We start from the raw sequence: 23,892 nt of genomic DNA, 5'->3' as shown, positions 1-23,892 counted from the left end.
GCCCCGGCCCGGGCGATAACGAGAAGGTTGGTGACACGCCCCAAAGACGAGAGTTTCGGTCATCCGTACAAATTGACCTCTAACGGCAGGGGCGAAGCGCGAAGGCGGCGCGCGGGTTGGCGATCAGCGCCGACTTGGCCACCTCGCCGAGCCCCGCCGCCTCCAGCCGCGGCACGAACCGCTCCAGCAGGTACGTCAGCCCCGGCCCGCCACCCAGCCCGGGCCAGTACGAGCGCCGGGCCAGGTCCATGCCGAACAGCAGCCGATGCCCCAGCCCGCACCCGGCCAGTTCGGCGACGAGCGCGACGATCTCGCTGTCCGGCCCGTACTTGATCCGCCCGGGGCGGTCGAAAGCCAGGTACGCCCCCCTCTCCGCCAATGAGGTGAGATATCCGGCGTCGGGGTTGTGGTCGATGTGCCCGAGTACCACCTGATCGGCCTCCACACCGCAGGCCGACAGCGCGTCCAGCAGTTCGTGCCCCATCGTGCCCTTGTCGCAGTGGGTGACGACCGGCACGCCGGTGCGGAGGGCGGCGGCGGCCACGGCGCCGACCAGCCGCTCCACTCCGCGCCCGAACGAGTGGTACGAGGTCGCGATCTTGATGGCTCCCGCGCGGGCGGACGACCGCCGGACCAGCGGACCGACCAGCCCGTACTCGTCCATGCCGAGCTCGATCTCGGCCACCAGCAGCTCGGCGATCTCGCCGGGGGAGTAGCGATGGAGCCAGTGGGCGTCGCTGTAGTAGGTGCTCTTGTGGAAGCCGGTCACCGCGATCACGTGCAGCCCGGTCCGCTCGGCCAGCGCCTTCATCAGCGACGGGCTCCGCCCGAACCCCAATGGCGTCATCTCGACCACCGCGGACAGCCCGAGCCGCTGCGCCGCCGCCACCTCGGCGACGGCCGCGTCCAGGGAGTCCAGCCGATAGTCGGGTTCGTTGCGGACGGGCCAGTCACCGGTCATGAAGAGGTGCTCATGCGCATAGGTCACGCCGAGCTCCTCGACGTCCCCCAGCACCGTGCGAACCATCACAAAAGCGCTCCTTCCTCGCGTAGCCGGGCGCGCAGCAGGTCCACGTCCACCGCCGCGGGCTCCACCCCGGCCTGTGCGGCCAGCGCCGCGGCCGTCCCGGCCGCCTGTCCCATCGCCATGCACTGCCCCATCGACCGGGCCGAGGCATGGGCGTCGTGCGTGGCCGACAGGCACCGCCCCGCGACGATCAGCCCGTCGACCTCGACCGGCAGCAGGCACCGGTACGGGATCCCATAGGTCCCGTAGTCGTGCACGTACTCCCATCGGGTGGCCGACCCCGCGGCGTGGTCCTCGATGGGCGCGCCGCACCGGGCGATCGTGTCGGGAAAATCCCTCCCCGCCAATACATCATCAGAAGTCAGGACATATCGCCCGACGAGCCGCCGCGACTCCCGCACGCCGATCCGCACGGAAGTGCCCAACAGCACCGCCGACTCATACCCGGGCACTTTGGCGCGCAGGAAGCGCACATATTCGCGCACCTGCGCACGTCCCTCACGTTCGGCACGCGACAGCTCGAACGGGTCGGTCGGGTCGAGCCCGGTCACCCGGGTCAGGTTGGTGTGCACGATCCCGTCGTGGACGGTCCTGTGCACCGAGCCCTCGCGCCTGGGCAGGTCGGCGTCGGCCATCAGCGCGTGCAGCTCGGCCGTGCTGGTGGCGGACAGGTCCACCCCGCCCAGCCGGAACGTGGCCGTCATCGGCTGCGACCGCATGCCGGGGCGCTCCAGCGTGGCCCCGGCCCGCCACGCCACCTCGCCGTCGCCCGTCGCGTCCACGACCACCCGGGCCTTGACCAGGAACCTGCCCGCCACCGTCTCCACCTCGGCCCCGGCGCCCGGCACGTACTCGCACACCCGCGCGTGCAGCAGCACGCCGGCGTCCGAGGTGAGCGCGTCCCAGACGAGCTTGAGCTCCTCCGGCTCGTACGTGACGCCGGTGCCGGCCCCGTACGTGTTGGGCCGCTCGAAGGCGGCTCCGGCCGAGAAGAGCCGTTCGCACACCTCCCAGCCGATCCCGCCGACGACGCGCCGCGAAACAGGGCCCGGGGCGTAGAAGCCGTAGAACGTGTCGAGCACGGCGACACCGGTGCCGCCGAGAAAGCCCGCGGGCTCCACCAGCAGGCACGACGCGCCGGCCCGCACCGCCGCGACGGCCGCGGCGCAACCGGCGCTGCCGCCGCCCGCGACGACCACGTCGCCTTCCCACAGGACGTTCACCGCAGATGCCACCCTCCGTCGACGGGGATGACCGCGCCCGTGGTGCGCCCCGACGCCGGCGAGAGCAGCCACAGCACGGCCTGCGCGACCTCCTCCGGCAGGCAGGGTGACGCGCCGAGCGGCATCAGCGACGGCAGCCTGGCCTGGACGGAAGCGGACGTACGCGCTCGAAGGCTCATCGGCGTGGCCACGAGACCCGCCGAGACCAGGTTGACCCGCACGCCACGCGGCGCGGCCTCCCGGGCGGCGGTCCTGATCAGCGGGATCAGCGCGCCCTTCGCCGAGGCGTAGGCGACCGTGCGGAAGTCGTCGTCGATCGACGTGCCGAGCGCCGAGCCGATCACCACGATCGACCCGCCGTCGGGCAGCGCCGGGATCGCCGCACGCAGCAGCCGGAACACCGACTCGTGGTTGACCCGGTGCACCTCGTGCCAGGCCTCGTCGGTGCATTCGGCCACGCCGCCGTCGCCGAGCCGCCTGCCGGACATGCCGACCGCGTGCACGACGCCGGCGAGCCGCCCGTGCAGGGCCTGGGCCTGGGCCAAGGCCTTCTCGACCCCGCCTGGCGCCGTGATGTCGACGCCGTCGGAGAGGTCCACGCCGTACGCACTCGTACCGGATGCCTCGACCGCCTCCACGCAGGCGCGGCCGATGCCGCCGTCCGATCCGGCCACCAGCACGGCGCTCATGGCTTCCTGAGCACGGCGGCGGCGCGGCGGGCGTGTTCGAGGTAGGCGGCCTCGAACAGCTCGTCGGAGCGGGGAGCGCCGACGAGCTTGGCGCTGGAGATGACCGGCGGCGTCCAGCCGCCCGCGACGAGCAGCTCGGCCGTGCGGACCTTGATCTCGTTGACCACGGAGACGGCTGCCAGCGTGCTGCCGGGCCCGACCGGCTCGGCCAGTCCTTCGACCTGGCACAGCGCGTCGCCGACCGGGGTGCGCAGGTCGATCACCACGTCGGCGTGGTCGGCGAGCCGGGTCCCGCTCGGGTGACCCGGCTCGACGGCCATGGTCTCGTTCATCGAGGTCACGGCCACGACGGGCAGACCCGCCTTGCGCAGGCCCATCGCCATCTCGATGGGCACGGCGTTGAGCCCGCTGACGCTGAACACGATGGCCGCGTCGCTCGGCCGCAGCTCGAAGTTGGCCAGGATGGCGTCGGCCAGCCCTTCGACGCGTTCGATGAACATGGCCTGCCGCATCCCGTTCGAGCCGGCCACCTGGGTGTAGAACGTCGTGGACAGGTCCACGATGGGGTGGAAGCCGGGATAGGAGCCGTAGCGGGGGAACATCTCCTCCACACCCATCCGCGAATGCCCGGTGCCGAACGTGTGCACGACTCCTCCGCCGAGGATGGCCTTGGAGGCGATGCGAGCGGCTTCGGCAAGGGCCTCCTCCTGTGTCCGCTGGATCTCGCCGAGCAGTTCCATGGCGCGGCTTATCCACTTCATCCAGATCTCCTCCCATAGAGCGCGGCGCCGATGGCCCCGGCCAGCGGGCCGAGTACGGCGGGCAGTACCGCGATGTCGCCGATCAACGGTCGTCTCCGTGCGAGTTCGGCATGCAGGGCGGGGCGCATGAGATCGAGCGCGCCGGACACGCCGCCGCCCACGACCACCGAGCCGACGCCGAAGAACGAGGCCGCGTCGCCCAGCGCCACGCCGAGCGCCCACCCGGCCCGCTCGAACACCTTGGCCGCCCGGCCGTCGCCCGCCCTGGCCGCCTCGGCGACCGCCGCCGCCGTGATCTCCGCCGCTGTGATCTTCGCCGCTGTGATCTTCGCCGTGCCCGAGCCGAAGGCCCGCACGATCCCCGGCCCGGCGGCGAACGTCTCCACGCAGCCCCGGTTGCCGCAGCAGCAGGCCGGACCCCAGGGAGCGACCGTGACGTGCCCGATCTCGCCGAGGTTGTCGCGCGGCCCGACCAGGACGTCTCCGCGCAGCGCCACGGCCCCGCCCACGCCGGTGCCGAGCACGGCGAACAGCACGTCGGCCAGCCCGCGGGCCGCGCCCAGCTCCAGCTCGGCGAGCGCGAACGCGCGGGCGTCGTTGACGACGGAGACCGGGACCCCGACCAGCGCCCGCAGCCGGGCGCCCACGGGGTAGCCGTCCCAGTCACCCGGAGGATTCGGGACGAACAGCGCGGTTCCGGTGTCACGGTCCACGTGCCCCGGGAGCCCGATCCCGATGGACTCGGCGCGCGGGGCCAGCGAGGCCGCCAGCTTCACCGTCTCATCGGGGCCGGGCGGTGTGGGGACGGTGCCCGAGCCGGCGACCACGGCCCCCTCCATCAGTACCCATTTAGTGTACGTGCCGCCGACGTCGATCCCGAGCAGGGTCACGGCCCGACCTCCAGCACCCGGGAGGCGAAACGGGCGCCGCCGCGCGGCCGCCGGAAGGGCTCGACGCCGAGCAGCCGCAGGTAGGCCAGTAGCGGCTGGGAGTGGCTGTGCAGGTTCGCGACCGGGTACGCCTGCATGGCCACGCCCACGTCGGCCAGGTCCCACGTACGTCCGGGACGGCCGGTCTCGGGCGCCAGGTAGGCGTCGGGGCCCGACAGCGTGCCTTCCCAGACGTCCGGGTAGGCGGTCGTGTGCGCGGCCAGCGTCATCCGCCGCCACCAGTCCCAGGCCAGCTCGGGGAGGTGCCCGGCGGCGGCCCAGACGAGCGTCATGTTGATCGCGTACCAGATTGTGCCGACCCCGCCCGGGCCGTACTCGTCGCGCACGGGCCAGCGCAGCCGCGCGCCCAAAGGGGAATCGGCGGCGGAGGTGCACTCGATCGTGCGCAGAAGCTCCACGGCCCGCTCAGGCGGGGCGGCGCCGCACAGAATGGCCCAAGGTTGCACTTCCAGCCACAGATCGTCGTCGCCGACGACGGTTCCCGGGCCGTACGCGCGGCGGTACCAGCGGCCGTTCCACTCGCCCGCGACCAGCTCGCGCAGCTCCTCGCCCAGCTTGCGGGCCTCGGCGGCGGTCGCGTCGTCGCCGAGGCGCTCGGCCAGCGTCGCGTAGCGCGGCAGGACCCAGGCGGCCATGGCGGAGTTCAGGACGGACTCGCCCTGCGCGATCATCACCTCGCGGGGCACGCCGCTCTCGGTGATCGCCATGTCGTTCCAGTCGGCGTTGAGCATGCGGATGTGCCCGTGCTCGCCGCGTCCGACCGCGTCGGTGAGGAACCTGAACTGCCTGCGCAGGTTCTCGTGCAGCGGCACCTCGGGGGCCTCGTGGACCGGGTGGTAGGGCACCTTCGCGTGGAAGGCGGCCTCGTCGCCCGTCGCGCTCAGGTACTCGGCGGCCAGCCACAGGGCCCACAGGTTCTGGTCCGACGGGCGGAACAGGCCGGTCCAGGGCTGCTTGTCCGGTCCGAGCGCATAGGGCAGGTCGCCGTCGGGCCCGCCCCATGCGCACGTGTTGCGCAGCACGGACAGCGCCAGGTCGGGCTCGATGTAGACGAGCGGGAGGGCGTGCTGGAGGGGGTCGCGGGCGGCGCCGTTGAAGCCGTGCCTGAAGGAGTAGCAGGATCCCTGGTCGAGGGTGTGGCCGCCGAGCACGCCGTCGGCGCAGGCCGCCCCGGTGAGCAGGGCGGCGTGCCAGGGGATCTCGCGCCCGGCCTCGGGTGCTCGTGCGGCGGACGCGCGCGGCAGCCGGGCGCGCAGGGCCTCCAGACTCTCCTCGAACGTCGCCGTCCAGGGTGCGGAACCGAGCAGCCCGTAGCGGAAGTCCAGTACCCGCTCCTCGCCCGCCCCCAGCTCCAGCGGCACCTCCAGCCGCCCGGACCGCGTCCTTGACCCGCCGGACAGCTCCAGCTCGAGCCCGGGATCGTCCGCGTCCACGGCGCCGGTGATGAGCTCGACCCTGGCTGCTCTGACCTCCCATTCCTCGGTCAGCTCCAGCCGTACCGGCGAATCGAGCAGGTTGCGCACCCGCAGCCGGATCAGCACCCACGGCTGGTCGCCCTCCGGGCAGAGGACGGCGCGCTCCAGAGACACCCGCTCGTCTGCCACCCGGACGATGGCGAAGGTGGGCCCAAAGACCCGCTCAGATCCCGAAATATCAGTGAAAAGCCCGCCGACTCTGGTCACGCCGGCGCCCCGAGTGAGCCACAGCAGGCCCGTGTGCTCGTCGAACAGGTCGCTCAGCCCGTAGTTGTCCGACACCAGCGTGATCCGCCGGTTGCCCACGTGCGCGAAGTGCCGCCGCGTGGGCGGGTCCAGCACGGGGTCCCACTCGGCGCGCGGGTCCCGCTCCTGGTCCAGCGTGTACGCGAACGCGGGCAGGCCGTAGGCCATCGTCCACTCCCCGTACGAGCTCATTTCCGCAGCCCTCCCAGCGTCAGCCCCGCGACGTAGTAGCGCTGCAGCAGGAACATCAGCGCCAGCGGGGGCACCGCCGTGATCAGCGCGGCGGTGCTGACCAGGCCGATGCTGAAGTCGTACTCGGTCTGGAGCTGCGACAGCCCCACGGGCAGCGGCCACAGCCCTGGATCGTTGGCCACGATGAGCGGCCAGAGCAGGTTGTCCCACTGCGCGAGGAACTGCAGGAGGAAGAGCGTCAGCAGCGCGGGCCGTAGCAGGGGGACACCGACGCGGACGAAGATGCGCAGCTCGCTCGCCCCGTCCACCCGCGCCGACAGCAGCAGCTCGCGCGGCAGCGCCAGGGCGAACTGGCGGACCAGGAACACCCCGAAGGCGCTCATCATGAACGGCACGATCATGCCCTGGAAGGTGTCGATCCAGCCCAGCGCCTTGACGACGAGGTACATCGGCACCAGCACCACGATCGGCGACAACGACAGCGTGCCCACGATCATCGCGAACAGCGCGCGGCTGCCGGGGAAGCGGAGCTGCGCGAGCGCGTACCCGGCGGCGGAGGAGAGGACCACCTCGAGCACCGCAACGCCGAACGCGAGGATCAGGCTGTTGCGCAGGTAGAGCGGGAAGCCGCCCTGGCCGAACAGCTGCGCCACGTGCGAGCCGAGCTGGGAGACGTCGAACGACAGCCCGCCCAGGTCGTTCGCGTCCGAGGCCGAGGAGACGGCGAGCATCGCGTACACCGGCAGCAGCATGACCGCCACGACCAGCGTGAGCACGACCTTCATTGGTCATCGCCTCCCCGCAGTACGCGGAACTGCGCGAGCGAGAGCGCCAGCATGGCCACGAGCAGCACCATCGCGATCGCCGACGCGTAGCCCATGCGCTCGAACGTGAAGCCGGTCGCCCACAGGTAGAGCGGCAGCACCTCGGTCGCGCCGGCCGGGCCGCCCTTCGTCAGCAGGAAGGCGGGCACGAACGACTGCATCGCCCCGACCACCGCGATGACCAGCACGAACAGCAGCGTGCGGCGCAGCAGCGGCAGCGTGATGCGGTAGAAGATCCGTAATGGTCCCGCACCGTCGAGCGCGGCGGCCTCGAAGACGCCCGGTGGCAGCCCCTGGAGGCCCGCGGTCAGGATGATCACGAACAGGCCGAGGTGCTTCCACGTCGTCATGATCACCAGGGCCCAGAGCGCGAGCCCCTCGTCGGTCAGCCACGGCCTGGGCTCCACGCCGGCCAGCCCGATCAGCGTGTTCGCCAGCCCCTTGTCGGCGAAGATCACTGACCATGTCAGCGAGGTGGCCACCAGCGGCATCGCGGCCGGGATCATGACCAGCGCCCGGAGGAAGGCGTTGTAGCGGCCCGGCTTGCTCAGCGGCACGGCTATCGCCAGCCCGAGCACGATCGACGGGACCACGGACGCGACGGTGTAGACGGCGGTGACCTTGGCCGAGTTCCAGAAGCCGGGGTCGGCCAGCATCCTGCGGTAGTTGCCCAGGCCCGTCCACTCCGGCGCGCCGGCCAGATCGTAGCTGGTGAAGCTGAGGTAGACGGCCGAGACGAACGGCACGAGCCAGAAGAGCAGGAAGTACACGGCGGCGGGGAGCGCCAGCAGGCCGCCGGTGCGTGCCTCGGCGCACCGCTGCCCCTTGCCCGACACCCGCGCGACGCGCGGTGCGATCTCCAGCGACAGCGTCATAGGGCGATCCGCATCGCCTGGTCGAAGTCGGCCGCGGCCTGCTCGGGCGTCTTCTTGCCGTAGGCCACCGCGTCGGCGGCGTCGGTCAGCGCTTTGGCCATCTCGTTCCAGACCGGCGTCTGCGGGCCGAAGTCGGCGTACGGGGCGGAGGCGGCCATGATGTCGATGGCCTTCTGGTCGGCTCCGGGCAGCTTCTCCCAGCCCTTGACCGGGGTGAGCAGGCTCGCGTCCTTGAGCTGCGTGGCGGCGACGTCCTCGCGCTGGAGATAGTCGATGAAGTGCCAGGCGGTGTACTGGAGCCGGGACTTCTCGGCGACCGCCCAGCCCCAGGTGTAGGCGGGCGCGACGGGCCGGCCCGACTCCCAGCGCGGCATCGGCGCGATGTCGAAGGCCTTGCCGAACGTCAGCTTGGGGTTCAGCGTCGGGAACAGGTCCATCGCGAACAGCCCGGACACCAGCATGGCGGCCTGGCCAGTGGCGAAGAGCCCGAAACCGGATAACGGGTTCGACAGCTTGGGGTTGCCCAGGCTGCCGTAGTAGCGCAGCGCCGCGACCCCGGCGTCCGTGGCGAGCGTGGCCTGGGCGGCGTCGGGGCTGAGTATCGCGCCGCCCTTGCCCTTGACCAGGGCGAGCAGCTGCATCAGCGTCCACTGCGGGTTGCCCAGGATCCACTGCAGGCCCACCTTCTTGCCGTCGGCCGAGGTCAGCCGCTTGCTGTACTCGGCGACCTCCTCCCAGGTGGTGGGCGGCTTGTCCGGGTCGAGCCCGGCTTCGGCGAACCTGTCCCTGCGGTAGTAGAGGTAGCAGATCGTGTAGTCGATGGGGACGCCGTACAGCTTGCCGTCGTAGGACAGCGAGCCGATCGCGTGCTCGTCGTACGCCTGCACCAGCGCCTTCTCGTCGGCCACGCCCATGGCCTTGGGGATGATCGGGGCGAGCCTGCCCTTGCGCGCGTGGCCCGGGATGGTCCAGCCGCCGATCTTGAACAGGTCGGGCGGGACGTCGCCGGCGAACGCGGTCAGCAGCTTGGCGTCGAGCTTGTCGACCGGCACGTACAAGGGGGTGATGTCCACGCCGCCGAACTCCTGCACGTAGCTGTGGAGCAGCGGGTTGAACACCTTGTCGTACGCTTTGGTCTGGTGCAGCCAGACGGAGAGCTTCCCGCGAGGCACCCCGTCGGCGGGGACCGTGGGGGCCGGGTCCGAGCCGCAGGCGGCGAGCAGGCCGGAAGCCGTCGCGAGCGTGGCGGTTCTGAGCAGGGCACGGCGGGACAACCTGGTCATGCGCGACCTCCCGGTACGGGGTTACTGACCCATGAGAGCGTTCTTGGCGTCGTTGAGCTCCACGGAGAACACCGTGAGGTCGCCGCGAGCGTGGCGGATGGTGTACTCGAGGGCGATCCCGCTCTCGGCGCACGTGCTGCGCGCGGTGGCCAGCAGCGCCGCGGCCATGGGCACGCGCAGCAGCTCGGCGAGCCGGTAGTCGGCGTTGACCGCGCCGATCGTCTCCCGGCCGCTGGCGGGGGTGAGGCCGTACTTGGTGCGCAGCAGGTCGTACAGGGAGCCGGTGAGGTCCTCGTCGAGGATGCCGGGGACCAGCTCGACCGGCAGGTGGGCGCTCTCGAGCATGCACGGCACGCCGTCGAGCAGGCGCAGCCGCTCGACGAAGACGACCTCCTGGCGCTCGCGCACGCCGAGCGCGACGGCGACATCGGGCCCAGCGTGCTGGAGGCAGGCTTTGAGCACCTGCGTCGTGGGCTTGCGGCCCAGCCGTGCCATCGTCTCGGTGAACCCGACCGGCCGCGATCCCAGCTCCGGGGTCACGGCCAGCGGGGCGGTGTAGGTCCCGCTCCCTTGCCTGGCGACCAGGAGCCCTTCCTGCACGAGGTCGCCGATCGCCCGCCGGGCCGTCGCCCTGCTCACGCCCGCGTAGACCATCAGGTCCTTCTCGGCGGGAATCATCGTGCCGGGCTCGCAATCGCGGATCACCGCCCGCAGGCGCTCTCGCAGCTGGTAGTAGAGCGGCACCGCGGCTGAGGGGTCGAGTGCCAGCCTGCGTTCCCAGTCGGTCATGCTTCCCCGCCTAAGTTGTACGGACGACCGTATCTTTTACGTTCGGCGGGGAAGTGTCAACCATGGCCGCTCCTCACCCCTCCAGGGCGAGGACCACCCAGGACTGATCCGGAGCCAGACCGGCCAGTTCGCGGCCGCACTCCTGAAGGACCTGCGGGCCCGAGGTGATGTGCGCGGTGCCGGTGTGGACGTCCCTGAACAGCCGCTGGATCAGCCCGTCGCGCACCGCCGTGGTGCCGCCCGACGCGTAGACGAATCGGGCCACCTCGGCGACCGTCGACGTGATGTGGTTGAGCGCGAGCCGCACCATCGTCTCCTGGCGTACGTCGAGCGCCCGGCCCGAATCAAGGGTGCGTTCCGCGTCGTCCCACGTGTCGTGCACCAGGGCCTTCGCCGCGCGGAACTTCGCCTCGGCGCGGGCGAAGTCGGCGTGGAAGGCGTCACTGCCGGCGATCTGGCCGGGCCGCCCGGACCGCGCCACGGCGTAGCGGACCAGCTCGTCGAGCAGCCGGCGGCCGACCCCGAGTGCCCAGCCGGAGTGGCAGATCAGCGCCTGGTCGAGCACGCCGAGCCGGTAGATCGCGCCGCCGCGCAACGGCTCGTTCTGGGTGAAGACGTGCGTCTGCGACTCCGGTACGAAGGCGCCCTCGATGGCGTAGTCGATGCTGCCCGTCGCGCGCAGGCCCAGGACGTCCCAGTTGCCGAGCATCTTGGCGTCCTCGATCGGGGTGATGAAGATCCGGGCCTCGTCGGTTCCCTCGATGGCGCCCAGGCTGTGAACGTACTGGGCGTGCAGCATGCCCGAGGCGAAGCTCCACTGGCCGCTGAGGCGGAAACCGCCGTTCTCGCGCACGGCGGTGCCCGGCCGGGTGCCCTGACCCGCGATGAGCGGCATCCGCGGGCCCTTGAAGATCCGCTCGACGGCATCGTCGCCCAGGTAGGCGCCGGCCGTGCCGTTCTCGAGCGTGGTGGCCATGACCACCCAGCCCGTCGAGGGGTCGGCGTACGAGAGCTCCTCGAAGACGGCGATCAGTTCCGTGGGTGACAGCTCGGCACCGCCGAGTGGCACCGGCACCCATAGGCCGAAAAGTCCCGCCTCGTGCAGGGCGTCCACGACGGGGGTGGTGAGCCTGCCCTGCGCCTCGGCCGTGGTCGCCTCGCGCTCGATCAGCGGGCGCAGGTCGCGGGCTCGCTCCAGCAGGGCCGGGCCGGCGGTGTGCAGTCGCGGCGTATCGCTCATGTCCAGGTGCTCCTGTTCGTGATCGGCGGCGCTCCTCCTCTGTCAGATCACGTGAGCGGCACGTTGTCCAGAGCCGGTAACGGGATCCAGTACTGGTCAGTCTCCGATTCATACGTTTTCTTGACGCCCTGACCAGGCGAATTACCCCTTTGCCGTGGATAGTGTGCGATGCGGCTTGATGCGGTCTTTACGGAGGGGTGTGCCCGTTATGGTGCTGGCGAAGCGGCCGGCCGCTACGGAAGGGACTGTGCGTTCCTGGCTGTTGGAGGGCTTGCAGACCGACCGTAGGCAGATCGAGCACGGTCCCCATGTGAAGCATCCGTGGTGGCGGGTGATGTGCCTGACCGGCGTGGACTACTTCTCCACGCTGGGTTACCAGCCGGGCATCGCGGCGCTGGCGGCCGGGCTGCTGTCGCCGCTGGCCACGCTGTTCCTGGTGGCGCTGACGCTGCTGGGGGCCCTGCCGGTGTATCGGCGGGTCGCCGCCGAGAGCCCGTACGGGCAGGGCTCCATCGCGATGCTGGAGAAGCTCGCGCCGCAGTGGTGGGGAAAGCTGTTCGTGCTGGCGCTGCTGGGTTTCGCGGCGACCGACTTCGTGATCACGATGACGTTGTCGGCGGCGGACGCGACCGCGCACCTGCTGGAGAACCCGTTCGTGCCCGACTTCCTGGCCGGACAGCGGGTCATCGTGACGCTGGTGCTGCTCGCCCTGCTCGGCGGGGTGTTCCTGATGGGCTTCACCGAGGCCATCGGCATCGCCACGCTGCTCGTCTTCGTGTATCTGGGGCTGAACGCGGTCGTCGTGGCGACGGCGATCCTGCACGTGCTGGAGGCGCCGCAGGTGGTGGTGGACTGGCAGCGCGCGCTGAGCCTGGACTTCAGCAGCCCGCTGACCATGATCGGGCTGTCCCTGCTGGTCATGCCGAAGCTGGCCCTGGGCATGTCCGGGTTCGAGACGGGCGTCGCGGTGATGCCGGTGGTCAGGGGCGACATCGGGCAACGGGTGAAGGGCACTCGCCGCTTGCTGACCACCGCGGCGTTGGTCATGAGCGTGTTCCTGGTCTTCTCCAGCTTCGTCACCACCGTGCTGATCCCGCACCAGGAGTTCGAGGAGGGTGGCAAGGCGAACGGCCGGGCGCTGGCCTACCTGGCGCACGAATATCTGGGCAACTGGTTCGGCACCGCCTACGACGTCTCCACGATCGCGATCCTGTGGTTCGCCGGGGCGTCGGCGATGGCCGGGCTGATCAATCTGGTGCCGCGTTACCTGCCCCGGTACGGCATGGCGCCGGAGTGGACGGGCGCGGTCCGGCCGCTGGTGCTGGTGTTCTCGGCGATCGCGTTCGGTATCACGATCATCTTCGACGCCGATGTGGACGCCCAGGGCGGCGCGTACGCCACCGGCGTGCTGGTGCTCATGCTGTCGGCGGCGGTGGCGGTGACTCTGTCGGCGTGGAAGAAGCGTCAGCAGGTGGCGACGGCCGGGTTCGCGGTGATCTCGGCGGTGCTCGGCTACACGCTGGTGGACAACGTGATCGAGCGTCCGGACGGCGTCAAGATCGCCTCGTTCTTCATCGCGGCGATCATCGTCACCTCGTTGATCTCCCGCGCCACCCGCTCGACCGAGCTGCGCGTCACCGAGGTGCACCTGGATCCGCTGGCCGAGGAGTTCGTGAACGAGGCGTGCGGGGACATCCACGTGATCGCCAACGAGCCGAACGCGCGGGACCAGGAGGAGTACAACGACAAGCTCCGCGAGACGTGGGTCAATCACCGGTTGCGCAGCTCGGAGCCGGTGCTGTTCGTGGAGGTGTCGGTGCCGGACGCCTCGGAGTTCGAGACCGAGCTGCACGTCAAGGGCGAGGAGCGGTACGGCCACAAGATCCTGACCATCGAGAGCTCGGCCGTGCCCAACTCGCTGGCGGCGCTGCTGCTGTATCTGCGGGATCGGACCGGGGGAGTGCCGCACATCTACTTCCACTGGACCGAGGGCAACCCGGTCGTGGCCATGCTGCGCTACCTGGTCTTCGGCGGCGGCGACGTCCCGCCGCTGACCCGTGAGGTGCTGCGCCAGGCCGAGCCGGACCCGGAGCGCAGGCCGCACGTCCACGTCGGCTGACAGCCGGTCCTTGGGAAAACTCCCGCCCGCCGTACTGGACGGCGGGACGGTCGGCGAAGCCCAGGAGGCCGCGTCAGCCCAGGATGACCGTGAGGTCGAACGTGCCCTGGTGAGGGACGCGGAGGGGCGTGGAAGCGGCGAGCACCGTCGCGGAAGAAGCGCACGGTGCCGGCCGCGACGGCCGCCTGCAGGGGGGTGTCCCAGCGGAAGCGGATCGTGGTGCGGCCCCGGCGCACGTCGAAGCCGTCGGCGGTGGCGGTGGTTCAGCCGCCGAACGTGGCCCGCGTGCCGTCGGTGAAGGTGAGGACGTCTTCGGGCTGGAGGACGGGGGATCTGCTCGGTGGCCGGGCCACTCGCTGCCGCCGGGGGCGCCGCGGAAGTAGGCGGCCGGGAGTGGGCCGTTGGAGTCGGGCGCCTGGCCGGGGAAGACGGTGGACCATGCGCGGTAGGGCCGGGAGCCGGCGCGGTGATGATCGTGGTGCGGTCCTGACCTGGGACGTGCTGCGGCGGCGCACCGACGCGGTTGCGGGCCGGATGCGCTTCCGCGTCTCATGACTACCTGCGCGAGTTCCGGATCCGCAGGCGGCCGTGGGTGAGCGTGCCGGTGACGCGGACGTGCAGCGCGCCGGGACGCGCCCGGCCCGCCGCCTCGCAGGTCACGCTGCCCCATTCGGTACGCACCCCGTCGGTGTTCGCGGTGGCGCCGGGCGGCAGGACGATCGTGGCGGAGCCGTATTCGAGCCGCAGGTCGATCTCGATCTCCGGATGGTCGACGACGGCCCGGGACAGGTCGAGCCGCACCTTGCCGTACTCGGACTCGATGCTCAGCCGGCGCGGGACCTGCCAGTCGCCTGCTCGCCGGATGTGCCCGCCGGTGGACCTCAGCTCGACCAGCTCGTCCGGGAGCTCGGGCAGGCCGGCGATCGCCGAGGTCAGCTCGGCGTGGGAGGCGGCGGTGAGCGCCCGTTCGAGCCGCTCCTCCATCTCGGCGGCGCTGAGCCGCCCGTCGGCGAAGGCCTCCTGGAGCCTCCGGACGGTCCTGTCGCGGTCGCCGCCGACGACCCGCACCTGTGGTTCCATGTCACTCCCCGGTGTGGTCATCGGCTGAGCGCTCGCTTGTACAGCCGGGTGGCCAGGGGCACGAACACGAGCAGGAGCACCAGCGACCAGAGCAGCGAGGCCGGCACCGCGTGCTGCAGCGGCCAGGCTCGCGGCAGCGCCATGGCAGAGGTGGTGTTGCCGAACAGTTCGCGGGCGGCCTGGGTGATGGTGGAGACGGGGTTCCACTCGGCTATGGGCCTGAGCGGCCCGGGCAGGCGGGCGCTGTCGACGAACGCGTTGGACAGGAAGACCAACGGCATCGACACGATGGTGGCGATGTTGTTGAACACCTCCGGCCTGCGCAGGGCCAGCGCGACCGTGGCGGTGACCCAGGAGAAGGCGTACGAGAACAGGATCAGCAGGCAGAAGCCCAGCAGGGCCTCGTACGGCGCCGAGTGGATGCGCCAGCCGACGGCCAGCCCGGCCAGGACCATCACGACGACGCTGGTGAGGTTCATGAGCACGTCGCTCAGGGTCTGGCCGACGAGCACCGCCGAGGGCGCCATGGGCAGCGTGCGGAACCGGTCGAAAATGCCCTTCTGCAGGTCCAGGGTGAGGGTGTAACCGGTGATCTGCGCGCTCATGACGATGGTCTCCACGAAGATCCCGGGGACGATGAACTCCCGGTACGACATGCCGGGCAGGTCGATCATGCTGCCGAAGACGAACGCGAACAGCAGCATGAACACGATCGGGAGGATGACCGTGCCGCCCAGTAAGTCGGGCGCCCGCTTGATCTTCAGGGCGTTGCGCTTGGCGATGGTCATGCCGTCGGCGAACGCCATCTGCAGGGTGGTCATGGGGTGTGCTCCTTGGCGGGTTCGGTGGTCTGATGGCCGGTGAGGGTGAGGAACACCTCGTCGAGGGTCGGGCGGCGCAGACCGGCGTCGCGTACGCGGATGCGTTCGGCGGCCAGACGGCCGAGAGCGGTGGTGAGCGAGGCGGCGCCGTCGCTGACCGGGATGGTCACCCGCAGGGCGGTGGGGTCGGTCCGCACGTCGCCCACGGCGAGTGGCGCCAGCATGCGGCGTACGGTGTCGAGGTCCGCGCCGCTGGTCATGGTGAGCTCGATGCGGTCGCCGCCGACCTGGCCCTTCAGCTCGTCGGCGGTGCCCAGCGCGATGACGTGGCCGTGGTCGACCACGGCGATCCTGTCGGCGAGGCGGTCGGCCTCCTCCAGGTACTGGGTGGTGAGCAGGACGGTGGTGCCGCCCTTGACGAGCTCGGCGATGACGTCCCACAGGCTCGCGCGGGCCCTGGGGTCGAGACCGGTGGTGGGCTCGTCGAGGAAGAGCACGGGCGGGTCGGCCACCAGGGCCCCGGCGAGGTCGAGACGGCGCCGCATGCCGCCGGAGTAGCCCTGCACCGGACGGTCGGCCGCGTCCGTCAGGTCGAAGCGTTCGAGCAGCTCGCGGGCACGTTGTCTGCTGCGTGCGACGCCCAGGTGGTAGAGGCGGCCGACCATCTCCAGGTTCTCGGCGCCGGTGAGGTGGTCGTCGACGGCGGCGTACTGGCCGGAGGCGCCGATGTGGGAGCGCAGCCGGCGGGCGTCGGCGACGACGTCTAATCCGGCGACCGTGGCGTGTCCGGCGTCGGGCTTCACCAGGGTGGTCAGGATTCTTACCGTGGTGGTCTTGCCCGCGCCGTTCGGGCCGAGCAGGCCGAGTACCGTGCCCTCGGGGACGGACAGGTCCATCCCGTCGAGGGCTACGACGTCTCCGTACCTTTTGACCAGGCCCTCGGCATGAATAGCGGGGGACATGCGGAACTCTCCTTCGTTCGGTTTCCGGGCATGACGGAATGGCGGCCGGGCGTCCGGCCGCGTCGGTCAGGGTGGGGGTTAGATGTCGAGGTCCTCCACGGCGGGCCGTTCGGCGATCTCGGCGAGCAGGTCGTAGAACTCGTCCGGGATCTTGCCGCGCAGGTCCTCGACCGCGTCGACGACCTCCAGCGTGGACTCACCCTGCACGAAGCCCCAGTTCGACTCGCCCAGCCCCAGGTAGCCGCGCCAGGTGCTCAGCCAGTCGTCGGACTCCGAGCCGCTCACCCAGTCGGGCGAGCGGTCCACGTGCAGGACGAACTTGCCCTTCCTGGAGCGGTACACCCGGAACATCTCCACCCGCCCGCCACGGCTGGTGCGGCCCCACTCGCCGAGCAGCACCCCGGAGAAGCGCTGCTTGCGGCCGGTGCCGTGGCCGACCTGCACGATGATCTCTTCGTAGCCCTCCTGGCGGCCCTCCTCCATCTCGACGTACCGCCGCAGCGCCACGCTGATCGCCGCCGACAGCTTGCCGCCGGCCAGGTCCTGGGCCCGCTGGAAGAGTGGGAGATCCTCGTCTGACACGTAGATCGTCTTGTTCGGCATCATGTCATCCTCCCGTATGCGTATAAGGCTACGTATATGGCGGGGGTGTGACAAGGGCCGGGCGGAATTCTGTGACGGCGCGATGTCAGCGGTGGCGGGGAGCCTCGTGTGCGAAGAAAGGACGTGGTGCGAAATGAGACGCGCACTCGACGCCCGGGAGGTGGTGGGCGATCCGGAGCTCCAGAGCGGGATGGCGGCGCAGGCCGGAAACTTCCTGGAGGTGAAGTCGCCCGACAAGACGCGTGCGGTCTTTCGTCGTGGGCATGACCTGTGGGTCCGTTCGCCGGCGGACGACCGGGAGCGTCAGGTGACGATCGATGGTGAAAAGGACCACGTCGCGGCGACGCGGCAGCCGGCCGAGAGGCGGCCGTGGATGGACCTCGACCGCGGGGTCGCCGTCTGCGGCATGCCGGGCGGCGGATTCGCCACGGTGCGGGCGATGCTCGACTTTCCCGGGGTGTACACCGTCGGCGCCGCCATCTGCGGCTCGCACTGGCGTCGGCGAGATGTACGACGGGCCGCCGCCGGAGGCCGGCTACGCCGCCTACTCCAACGTCAAGGACGCCGGCTGATCATCCCCGGCGCCGACCATCTCTCATCGGCTACGAGCGCCACATGCCGCGGCGGCTGTGGAATTACCTGGTCGGCCACCACATGGGCGCCGAGCCGCCCGCATCAAGCCGACCCCCGCTCGACACGGACCTCATCTCCGGATTGTTCGGCTGATCCCCGCTCGTAGTGGCGGGGTGTGGCGGGCTGTCCGACGGCGTTCGCCGCGACGACCCGCCACCACGGCCGGCGGTCAGTCGGTGCCGGACTCCATCGCGGCGTGATCGAGCAACTGGTCGTCGTCGGGAACCTCTGTGGGGACCTCGCCGCGGGAGGCGATCGCCTCGGCCCCGCCCTCGGGCATCGCGCCGATCAGCCCGGTCGAGGCGGCCTGGGCGGCATCGATCAACGTCGGGTGCGGGCTGCCGACGATGCCGAGCCTGGCGTACTGCTCCAGCTTGGCGCGGGAGTCGGCGATGTCGAGGTTGCGCATGGTCAGCTGGCCGATGCGGTCGAGCGGCCCGAAGGCGGAGTCCTCGGTGCGCTCCATGGAGAGCTTGTCCGGGTGGTAGCTGAAGGCCGGTCCGGACGTGTCCAGGATGGAGTAGTCCTCACCGCGCCGCAGCCGCAGGGTCACCTCGCCGGTGACGGCCGTCCCGACCCAGCGCTGCAGCGACTCGCGCACCATCAGCGCCTGCGGGTCCAGCCAGCGGCCCTCGTACATCAGCCTGCCCAGCCGCCGCCCCTCATTGTGGTAGCTGGCGAGGGTGTCCTCGTTGTGGATCGCGTTGACCAGCCGCTCGTACGCCGCGTGCAGCAACGCCATGCCAGGCGCCTCGTAGATGCCCCGGCTCTTGGCCTCGATGACCCGGTTCTCGATCTGGTCGGACATGCCCATGCCGTGCCGGCCGCCGATGGCGTTGGCCTCCAGCACCAGGTCGACCGCGGAGGGGAACTCCTTGCCGTTGATGGCCACCGGCCGGCCCTGCTCGAAGGCGATCGTGACGTCCTCGGTGGCGATCTCCACGGCGGGGTCCCAGAACCGTACGCCCATGATCGGTTCGACGATCTCGATGCCCGCGTCGAGGTGCTCGAGCGCCTTGGCCTCGTGCGTCGCGCCCCAGATGTTCGCGTCGGTGGAGTAGGCCTTCTCCGTGCTGTCCCGATAGGGCAGGTCGTGGGAGAGCAGCCACTCGGACATCTCCTTGCGGCCGCCGAGCTCGCTGACGAAGTCGGCGTCCAGCCACGGCTTGTAGATCCGCAGGGAGGGGTTGGCGAGCAGGCCGTAACGGTAGAACCGCTCGATGTCGTTGCCCTTGAAGGTGGAGCCGTCACCCCAGATCTGCACGGCGTCCTCGAGCATCGCGCGCACCAGCAGGGTGCCCGTGACGGCCCGGCCGAGCGGGGTGGTGTTGAAGTACGTGCGGCCGCCGGAGCGGATGTGGAACGCCCCGCAGGCCAGAGCCGCGAGCCCCTCCTCCACGAGGGCCGCCCGGCAGTCGACCAGCCGGGCGACCTCCGCGCCGTACGCCTTGGCACGACCGGGCACCGAGCCGATGTCGGGCTCGTCGTACTGGCCGATGTCAGCGGTGTAGGTGCACGGGACCGCACCCTTCTCGCGCATCCACGCGACCGCTACCGAGGTGTCGAGGCCGCCGGAGAAGGCGATCCCGACGCGTTCGCCGACAGGCAGGGAGGTGAGCATCTTGGACACGAGTAGAAGTATATACACACCAATGCATGGCCATGCAACGCCCACCCGCCGGAGAACTCAGCCGTTCAACAAGTTGATCAGTTCACGCCGTGCGGTTGCGGTGGGCGCGGGTTTTCATCCGGTTGCCCCAGCCCGCGGTGGAGCACCAGCGACCGTTGCGCGGTTTGGCGTGGTCGTAGAAGATCCAGCGGCAGTCGGGGGCGGCGCACTCCTTCATCCTGGCCCAGGACCCGTCGGCAGGCGCGACGACGACACTGGCCAGCAGGTTCGCGAGCGTGCCGGCGATCCCGTCGTCCGCCGCGCCGACGCCGAGCGTGCCGTCGCCGCCCGGGCGCGCCCGTAGCGGCAGCGCCGCGCTCACCCGGTCGAGCTCCGTCGCCACGTCAGGATCCAGCTCGCCCGTCCGGTTGGCGCGGGCCATGGCCCGGAGCGTCCGGCGCAGCGCGAAGGCCAGTTCGTCCTCTGCCGGCTCGCATGAGCCGAGCCACCCGGCCAGCTCGTCATCGGGCTCGCGCCCGCCGAAGGTCCGCAGGTCGCAGGTGTTCCTCGCCTCCGGGAAGGCGCCGGACATCAGCGGCTCCGAGCTGGTCATCGACGGCGGCATGCTGAAGCAGGTCTAGCCTGATCCGGTGTCGCCTTCCGCCACGATGGAAGGCGACACCGCGGGCCAGGTCAGGGACCGTGGTGCGCGAAGTCGCCGGGCGCGTTCCACTCCACCAGGGCCGCGCCGTAGTTGAGGCCCGAGCCGAACGCGACCAGCACGGCGCGCTGCCCGGCCCGCAACCGGCCCGTGTCCGTCGCCTCGCGCAGCACCAGCGGGAGCGAGGCGCCCGAGGTGTTGCCGATCCGCTCGATGTTGGTGAGGGTTCTGCTCAGCGGTACGCCCAGGGTGTCCAGCACGCCGTGCACCAGCCGCAGGTTCGCCTGATGCAGCGCGAAGAAGTCGATGTCCGCGACCCCCAGGCCCTGGTCGTGCACGAACGACTCGATGAACTTCGGCAGCGTGCCGAGCACGAAGTCGCGGATCTCGCGGCCCTCCATCGTGGTGAAGTTCTCACCGAAGGCGGAGGACTTGGGCCTCCCGTCCGCGCCGGTGCGCGGCTCCCGTGCCACGTACGCCGTCCAGTACCCGGCCGGTTCGCTGCGCAGGGTCACCCGCCGGATGCCGCGGCCGGCCGCGGCCGGCTCGAGCAGGTAGCAGGCCGCGGCGTCACCGAAGATCACCCCGATCGTCCGATCCTCCGGGTCGAACAACTTCGAGCTGACGTCGGTCAGCACCACCGCCACGCGCGCGTACTCGCCGGACTGCACGTACCGGCGTCCGACGTCGAGCGCGAACACCCCTCCAGGGCACCCCCCGGAGTTGACGTCGAAGCCGGCGCCGCCGTCCATGCCGGCCTTCCGCATGATCGCCACGGCCGTGCTCGGCAGCATGAGGTCCGGCGTGAACGTTCCGCAGATCACCAGGTCCACCTGGTCAGGGGTGATGCCGGCCTGCGCGCAGGCGTCCACCAGGGCGTGCGCCCCCAGATCGGAGGACCACTCGCCGGAGGCCGCCATCCGGCGGGTCTCGACGCCGATGTGCTCATGGATCCATTCGCTCGTGGTGGGCAACCGCGCGGCGAGTTCGTCGTTCGTCACCACGCGCTCGGGGACGTAGCGGCCGATCGCCCGAATCCCTACGCCGAACGGCGGAACGCTCATAGGAGACCTCCCTCGTCTGCCGGCGTCACGCCGCTTTCACGGTCGCCGGCAGGGAGTCGTACCAGCGGATGGCATAGCGGTTCAGCCGGGTGGGCTCGCCCGCGAGTGTGAGGTCCGGCAGCCGGCGCATGACCGCAGGGAGGGCGATCTGCGCCTCCAGCCGGGCCAGCGGGGAGCCGAGGCAGAAGTGCGGGCCCACGCTGAAGGAGATCGGCTGGTTGTCCGGCCGGTCGGGCCGGAAGTCGTGAGGCGAGTCGAAGCGCCGGGGGTCGCGGTTCGCCGCGCCCAGCAGAATCAGGAGCTCGGCCTCCGGCGGCAACGTCGTGTCTCCGACCCGCATCGTGGTGGTCGCCCGGCGCACGGTGAACTGCGCCGGCGCGTCCCAGCGCAGCAATTCCTCCACGTACGGCCGCACGAACTCCTCGTCGTCGCGCAGGCGCGTCGCGTGCTCCGGGCGGCGGAGCAGCTGCAGCAACCCGTTGGCCAGCAGGTACGTGGTCGAGTCGAGCGCGGCGGCGAGCATCCCCACGAGGTTGACCAGCAGCTCGTCGGCGGTGAGAGCGGCCTGGTCGCGGTCGTGAGCGGCGATGAGCGCGCTCGTCAGGTCGTCCGCGGGCGCGCGACGCCGGGCGGCGATGAGGTCGATGATGTAGGCCTCGATCTCCTCCGTCGACCGCTGCCCCAGCTCCGCCTCGTCCGGCGGCGGGAACGCCTCCAGCACGATCAGCATGTCCCCGACCCGGTCCTCGAACCAGCCGTAGTCCGACTCGGGGATGCCGAGGATGTCGCACATGATCCGCACCGGCAGGGGGAGGGCGAAGTCCTTCACCAGGTTGACGACGCCGTCACCGGCGCACCGTTCGACGAGGCCGTCGGCCAGCCGCTCGGACCGCTCCCGGATGAGATCGCTCATGCCCGCCACCCGGCGGGCGCTGAACCAGCCGGAGAGCAGGGGACGGACTCGCGTGTGATCCGGAGGGTCGGTGAACAGCAGCGTCTTGGTCAGCAGCGTCGAGGCCCGGTTCGTCCGCCAGGCCGGCCAGTTGCGGTCCAGGCGCTCTTCGTTCACCACGGACGTGGAGGCGTCGCGCAGGATCTGGTCGGCCGCCTCATAGCCGACCACGATGAACATGCTGTCGGTCACCGGCACGATCGGGCCGTGCTCGTGCAGCGCCTGGTACCCCGGATAGGGATCCTCGATCCCGTTGGGGCCCATGATCCAGGCCAGGGCGGACTCCACGTCCATCCCGGATCACCTCCTTGCCGTCGTCTGTGGTCTCATGCGCCGGACGTCTGGTTCGATGCCGCGACGTCCCGCGGCTGGAGCGCGGGCAGCCGGTTTCCGTGTGTGAGGTGCACCGCTTGCAGGACGATGTCCGCGGCCCGTCCGACGCCACCGGCCTGCCGGAGCCGATCGCCCCAGTGCCGGCTGCGCCGCCGGAAGGAGCCGTCCGACAGCAGCAGGAGCAGCTTGGCGGCCACCTCGGCCGCGTCGAAACCGGGCGGCCGGTCCAGGGCCAGCCCCACACCGGCGTCCACGGCGCGGGCGGCCAGGTCGTAGCAGTCCAGCCAGAACGGCATGACCAGCATGGGCTGCCCGCAGTAGACGCTCTCGTGGAAGATGTTGTTGCCGCCGTGGCAGACGACGGCGCGCACGTGCGGGTGGGTGAGCACCCCGAAGTGCGCCGGGACCCACTCGACCGTGCGGACGTTGGCCGGCAGCTCGGCCGGCAGCAGCGCCCGCTGGTCGGCGGGCAACTTCCACAGCACCTGGTGGCCCGGCCCGATCCGCCGCAACGCCTCGGCGAACTCCCGCAGCTGGGCGGCGGACAGCTTGATCAAGGTGCCCATGTTCACGTACACGACGGACTCGTGCCGGTCCAGCCAGTCGCCCAGCTCGCCGGCCCCGTCAGCCCATGCCTCCCGCGGCGGGACCACGGCGCCCACCATGTGCAGGTGCGGGGGAGCGGCGAACGGATACTCCAGCCCGAAGACCGAGTAGTTGAGCACCGCGACCGCGTCGGCGCTGTGCCCTTCCGGGTCGGCGAAGACGTTGGCGAGGCCGTACGCCCGCCGCTCCCGCGCGAGCGTGAGGTCGGCGCAGCGCAGCATCGCCGTCCGGAGCCGGAGCCGGAACGCGACGTTGACGAGCCACTGGGTCCCGCTCAGCCGGTGCGGCAGGCCGGAGGTCGGGGTCGGGTACGTCCACGGCAGGCGGCCGAGGTACACCCCGCTCGCAGGGAAGGCGATGCTCAGCACGAACGGCACCCGGCGCGCGCAGGCCGCGTCGATCGCGCCGACGTTCAGGTTGTCGATCACCATCAGGCGGGGGCGTACGCGATCGATCTGCTCCAGGGTGCGCTGGAAGAACGTCCGCAGCACCGCCCGGTCCCGCACGACGCGCGCCAGCGCGACCGTGCCCGCGGTGGTGCGCGGTCCCCGGGTCATGGCGCCGTACATAGCGCCGTCGACCGTGACCATCTTCTCGCCATAGGAATGGAACGAGATCGGGCTGCCCGGGCCCGCCCCGTCCACCAGGCGCCGCGCGTCCTCCTCGGAGGCGAAATGCAGGTCCGGCACATTTCGCCGGGACAGTTCTCCGGCGATCGAGAGAATCGGATTGAGCAGGCCGGAGTGCGCCGCACTGGCGAACAGAATAGGTCCTCGATCTGATGTCATCCGCATTCCTGGGTTAGGCCGCAGAAAGTCATCGCCAGGCTCGCCTGACGTGGTCGAAGGCCGGTCGTGCGGCGCTCGAGGAAAATG

At 70.8% G+C, this 23,892-nt stretch carries 22 protein-coding genes; 2 read left to right on the top strand and 20 right to left on the bottom strand.

Annotated features, from left to right (window positions below; translation table 11 throughout):
- Window positions 1-79 precede the first annotated feature (79 nt).
- From ACQPWU_RS32150 to ACQPWU_RS32100, 11 genes are all read right to left on the bottom strand, one after another.
- Complete coding sequence (locus ACQPWU_RS32150) at window positions 80-1,027, bottom strand: phosphotriesterase family protein (protein WP_433445343.1); 948 nt, start codon at window positions 1,025-1,027, stop codon at window positions 80-82.
- Window positions 1,027-2,250, bottom strand: coding sequence for an FAD-dependent oxidoreductase (locus tag ACQPWU_RS32145; protein WP_433428270.1), 1,224 nt, complete (start codon window positions 2,248-2,250; stop codon window positions 1,027-1,029). Before ACQPWU_RS32145 ends, ACQPWU_RS32150 begins: the two co-directional genes overlap by 1 nt.
- Window positions 2,247-2,939 (bottom strand): SDR family oxidoreductase, encoded by a 693-nt coding sequence (locus ACQPWU_RS32140; protein WP_433428268.1) that lies wholly within the window; start codon window positions 2,937-2,939, stop codon window positions 2,247-2,249. The genes ACQPWU_RS32145 and ACQPWU_RS32140 overlap by 4 nt, the downstream gene beginning before the upstream one ends.
- The gene (locus ACQPWU_RS32135) at window positions 2,936-3,700 is read right to left on the bottom strand and encodes a sugar isomerase domain-containing protein (protein ID WP_433428266.1); all 765 of its coding nucleotides are present in this window, start codon (window positions 3,698-3,700) and stop codon (window positions 2,936-2,938) included. The genes ACQPWU_RS32140 and ACQPWU_RS32135 overlap by 4 nt, the downstream gene beginning before the upstream one ends.
- Window positions 3,697-4,590 (bottom strand): ROK family protein, encoded by an 894-nt coding sequence (locus ACQPWU_RS32130; RefSeq protein ID WP_433428264.1) that lies wholly within the window; start codon window positions 4,588-4,590, stop codon window positions 3,697-3,699. The genes ACQPWU_RS32135 and ACQPWU_RS32130 overlap by 4 nt, the downstream gene beginning before the upstream one ends.
- A complete protein-coding gene (locus ACQPWU_RS32125; RefSeq protein ID WP_433428262.1) occupies window positions 4,587-6,563 on the bottom strand; it encodes a GH36-type glycosyl hydrolase domain-containing protein in 1,977 nt (658 codons plus the stop codon). Before ACQPWU_RS32125 ends, ACQPWU_RS32130 begins: the two co-directional genes overlap by 4 nt.
- Window positions 6,560-7,348 carry a carbohydrate ABC transporter permease gene (locus tag ACQPWU_RS32120; protein WP_433428260.1) on the bottom strand — a complete coding sequence of 263 codons (789 nt, stop codon included), beginning with the start codon at window positions 7,346-7,348 and terminating at the stop codon, window positions 6,560-6,562. Before ACQPWU_RS32120 ends, ACQPWU_RS32125 begins: the two co-directional genes overlap by 4 nt.
- On the bottom strand, window positions 7,345-8,262 hold the full coding sequence (locus ACQPWU_RS32115; RefSeq protein WP_433428257.1) for a carbohydrate ABC transporter permease: 918 nt from the start codon (window positions 8,260-8,262) through the stop codon (window positions 7,345-7,347). Before ACQPWU_RS32115 ends, ACQPWU_RS32120 begins: the two co-directional genes overlap by 4 nt.
- Window positions 8,259-9,545, bottom strand: a complete 1,287-nt coding sequence (locus ACQPWU_RS32110) for an extracellular solute-binding protein (RefSeq protein ID WP_433428255.1) — start codon at window positions 9,543-9,545, stop codon at window positions 8,259-8,261. The genes ACQPWU_RS32115 and ACQPWU_RS32110 overlap by 4 nt, the downstream gene beginning before the upstream one ends.
- Before the next feature lie 21 nt (window positions 9,546-9,566).
- Window positions 9,567-10,334, bottom strand: a complete 768-nt coding sequence (locus ACQPWU_RS32105) for a GntR family transcriptional regulator (RefSeq protein WP_433428253.1) — start codon at window positions 10,332-10,334, stop codon at window positions 9,567-9,569.
- Between the two features lie 73 nt (window positions 10,335-10,407).
- The gene (locus ACQPWU_RS32100; protein WP_433428250.1) at window positions 10,408-11,574 is read right to left on the bottom strand and encodes an acyl-CoA dehydrogenase family protein; all 1,167 of its coding nucleotides are present in this window, start codon (window positions 11,572-11,574) and stop codon (window positions 10,408-10,410) included.
- Window positions 11,575-11,884: 310 nt separating this feature from the next.
- Here ACQPWU_RS32100 and ACQPWU_RS32095 point away from each other — a divergent pair, with 310 nt between their 5' ends.
- Window positions 11,885-13,693 carry an amino acid transporter gene (locus tag ACQPWU_RS32095; protein WP_433428248.1) on the top strand — a complete coding sequence of 603 codons (1,809 nt, stop codon included), beginning with the start codon at window positions 11,885-11,887 and terminating at the stop codon, window positions 13,691-13,693.
- A gap of 555 nt (window positions 13,694-14,248) precedes the next feature.
- Here ACQPWU_RS32095 and ACQPWU_RS32090 read toward each other — a convergent pair.
- From ACQPWU_RS32090 to ACQPWU_RS32075, 4 genes are all read right to left on the bottom strand, one after another.
- Entirely contained in the window at window positions 14,249-14,773 is a 525-nt protein-coding gene (locus ACQPWU_RS32090; RefSeq protein WP_433428245.1) for a DUF1707 SHOCT-like domain-containing protein, read from the bottom strand.
- Between the two features lie 17 nt (window positions 14,774-14,790).
- Entirely contained in the window at window positions 14,791-15,594 is an 804-nt protein-coding gene (locus ACQPWU_RS32085; RefSeq protein WP_433428242.1) for an ABC transporter permease, read from the bottom strand.
- Entirely contained in the window at window positions 15,591-16,556 is a 966-nt protein-coding gene (locus ACQPWU_RS32080) for an ATP-binding cassette domain-containing protein (protein ID WP_433428240.1), read from the bottom strand. The genes ACQPWU_RS32085 and ACQPWU_RS32080 overlap by 4 nt, the downstream gene beginning before the upstream one ends.
- A 78-nt stretch (window positions 16,557-16,634) precedes the next feature.
- Window positions 16,635-17,162 carry an EXLDI protein gene (locus tag ACQPWU_RS32075; protein ID WP_433428238.1) on the bottom strand — a complete coding sequence of 176 codons (528 nt, stop codon included), beginning with the start codon at window positions 17,160-17,162 and terminating at the stop codon, window positions 16,635-16,637.
- 130 nt (window positions 17,163-17,292) lie between these two features.
- Between ACQPWU_RS32075 and ACQPWU_RS32070 the strand changes: the two genes are divergently transcribed.
- A complete protein-coding gene (locus ACQPWU_RS32070) occupies window positions 17,293-17,898 on the top strand; it encodes a hypothetical protein (RefSeq protein WP_433428235.1) in 606 nt (201 codons plus the stop codon).
- Window positions 17,899-17,961: 63 nt separating this feature from the next.
- On the opposite strand, the gene argG is transcribed toward ACQPWU_RS32070, so the two are convergent.
- The 5 genes from argG to ACQPWU_RS32045 form a co-directional block, all read right to left on the bottom strand.
- Window positions 17,962-19,422, bottom strand: a complete 1,461-nt coding sequence (argG, locus tag ACQPWU_RS32065; RefSeq protein WP_433428233.1) for an argininosuccinate synthase — start codon at window positions 19,420-19,422, stop codon at window positions 17,962-17,964.
- Window positions 19,423-19,504: 82 nt separating this feature from the next.
- Window positions 19,505-20,014 (bottom strand): CGNR zinc finger domain-containing protein, encoded by a 510-nt coding sequence (locus tag ACQPWU_RS32060; RefSeq protein ID WP_433428231.1) that lies wholly within the window; start codon window positions 20,012-20,014, stop codon window positions 19,505-19,507.
- Window positions 20,015-20,094: 80 nt separating this feature from the next.
- On the bottom strand, window positions 20,095-21,126 hold the full coding sequence (locus ACQPWU_RS32055; protein ID WP_433428229.1) for a 3-oxoacyl-ACP synthase III family protein: 1,032 nt from the start codon (window positions 21,124-21,126) through the stop codon (window positions 20,095-20,097).
- Between the two features lie 25 nt (window positions 21,127-21,151).
- A complete protein-coding gene (locus tag ACQPWU_RS32050) occupies window positions 21,152-22,372 on the bottom strand; it encodes a cytochrome P450 (protein WP_433428227.1) in 1,221 nt (406 codons plus the stop codon).
- 32 nt (window positions 22,373-22,404) lie between these two features.
- A complete protein-coding gene (locus tag ACQPWU_RS32045; protein ID WP_433428224.1) occupies window positions 22,405-23,805 on the bottom strand; it encodes a glycosyltransferase in 1,401 nt (466 codons plus the stop codon).
- Window positions 23,806-23,892: the final 87 nt, after the last annotated feature.

Origin of the sequence: Nonomuraea sp. CA-141351 (assembly GCF_050944675.1) — a bacterium.
GTDB lineage: Bacteria > Actinomycetota > Actinomycetes > Streptosporangiales > Streptosporangiaceae > Nonomuraea.
This window is presented reverse-complemented; position numbering and strand designations above follow the sequence as displayed.

Coding starts and splice junctions, on each gene's coding strand:
- ACQPWU_RS32150 (WP_433445343.1), bottom strand. CDS start 1,027: ATGGTTCGCACGGTGCTGGGGGACGTCGAGGAGCTCGGCGTGACCTAT.
- ACQPWU_RS32140 (WP_433428268.1), bottom strand. CDS start 2,939: ATGAGCGCCGTGCTGGTGGCCGGATCGGACGGCGGCATCGGCCGCGCC.
- ACQPWU_RS32135 (WP_433428266.1), bottom strand. CDS start 3,700: ATGAAGTGGATAAGCCGCGCCATGGAACTGCTCGGCGAGATCCAGCGG.
- ACQPWU_RS32125 (WP_433428262.1), bottom strand. CDS start 6,563: ATGAGCTCGTACGGGGAGTGGACGATGGCCTACGGCCTGCCCGCGTTC.
- ACQPWU_RS32120 (WP_433428260.1), bottom strand. CDS start 7,348: ATGAAGGTCGTGCTCACGCTGGTCGTGGCGGTCATGCTGCTGCCGGTG.
- ACQPWU_RS32115 (WP_433428257.1), bottom strand. CDS start 8,262: ATGACGCTGTCGCTGGAGATCGCACCGCGCGTCGCGCGGGTGTCGGGC.
- ACQPWU_RS32110 (WP_433428255.1), bottom strand. CDS start 9,545: ATGACCAGGTTGTCCCGCCGTGCCCTGCTCAGAACCGCCACGCTCGCG.
- ACQPWU_RS32105 (WP_433428253.1), bottom strand. CDS start 10,334: ATGACCGACTGGGAACGCAGGCTGGCACTCGACCCCTCAGCCGCGGTG.
- ACQPWU_RS32100 (WP_433428250.1), bottom strand. CDS start 11,574: ATGAGCGATACGCCGCGACTGCACACCGCCGGCCCGGCCCTGCTGGAG.
- ACQPWU_RS32090 (WP_433428245.1), bottom strand. CDS start 14,773: ATGGAACCACAGGTGCGGGTCGTCGGCGGCGACCGCGACAGGACCGTC.
- ACQPWU_RS32085 (WP_433428242.1), bottom strand. CDS start 15,594: ATGACCACCCTGCAGATGGCGTTCGCCGACGGCATGACCATCGCCAAG.
- ACQPWU_RS32080 (WP_433428240.1), bottom strand. CDS start 16,556: ATGTCCCCCGCTATTCATGCCGAGGGCCTGGTCAAAAGGTACGGAGAC.
- ACQPWU_RS32075 (WP_433428238.1), bottom strand. CDS start 17,162: ATGATGCCGAACAAGACGATCTACGTGTCAGACGAGGATCTCCCACTC.
- ACQPWU_RS32070 (WP_433428235.1), top strand. CDS start 17,293: ATGAGACGCGCACTCGACGCCCGGGAGGTGGTGGGCGATCCGGAGCTC.
- ACQPWU_RS32060 (WP_433428231.1), bottom strand. CDS start 20,014: ATGACCAGCTCGGAGCCGCTGATGTCCGGCGCCTTCCCGGAGGCGAGG.
- ACQPWU_RS32055 (WP_433428229.1), bottom strand. CDS start 21,126: ATGAGCGTTCCGCCGTTCGGCGTAGGGATTCGGGCGATCGGCCGCTAC.
- ACQPWU_RS32050 (WP_433428227.1), bottom strand. CDS start 22,372: ATGGACGTGGAGTCCGCCCTGGCCTGGATCATGGGCCCCAACGGGATC.
- ACQPWU_RS32045 (WP_433428224.1), bottom strand. CDS start 23,805: ATGACATCAGATCGAGGACCTATTCTGTTCGCCAGTGCGGCGCACTCC.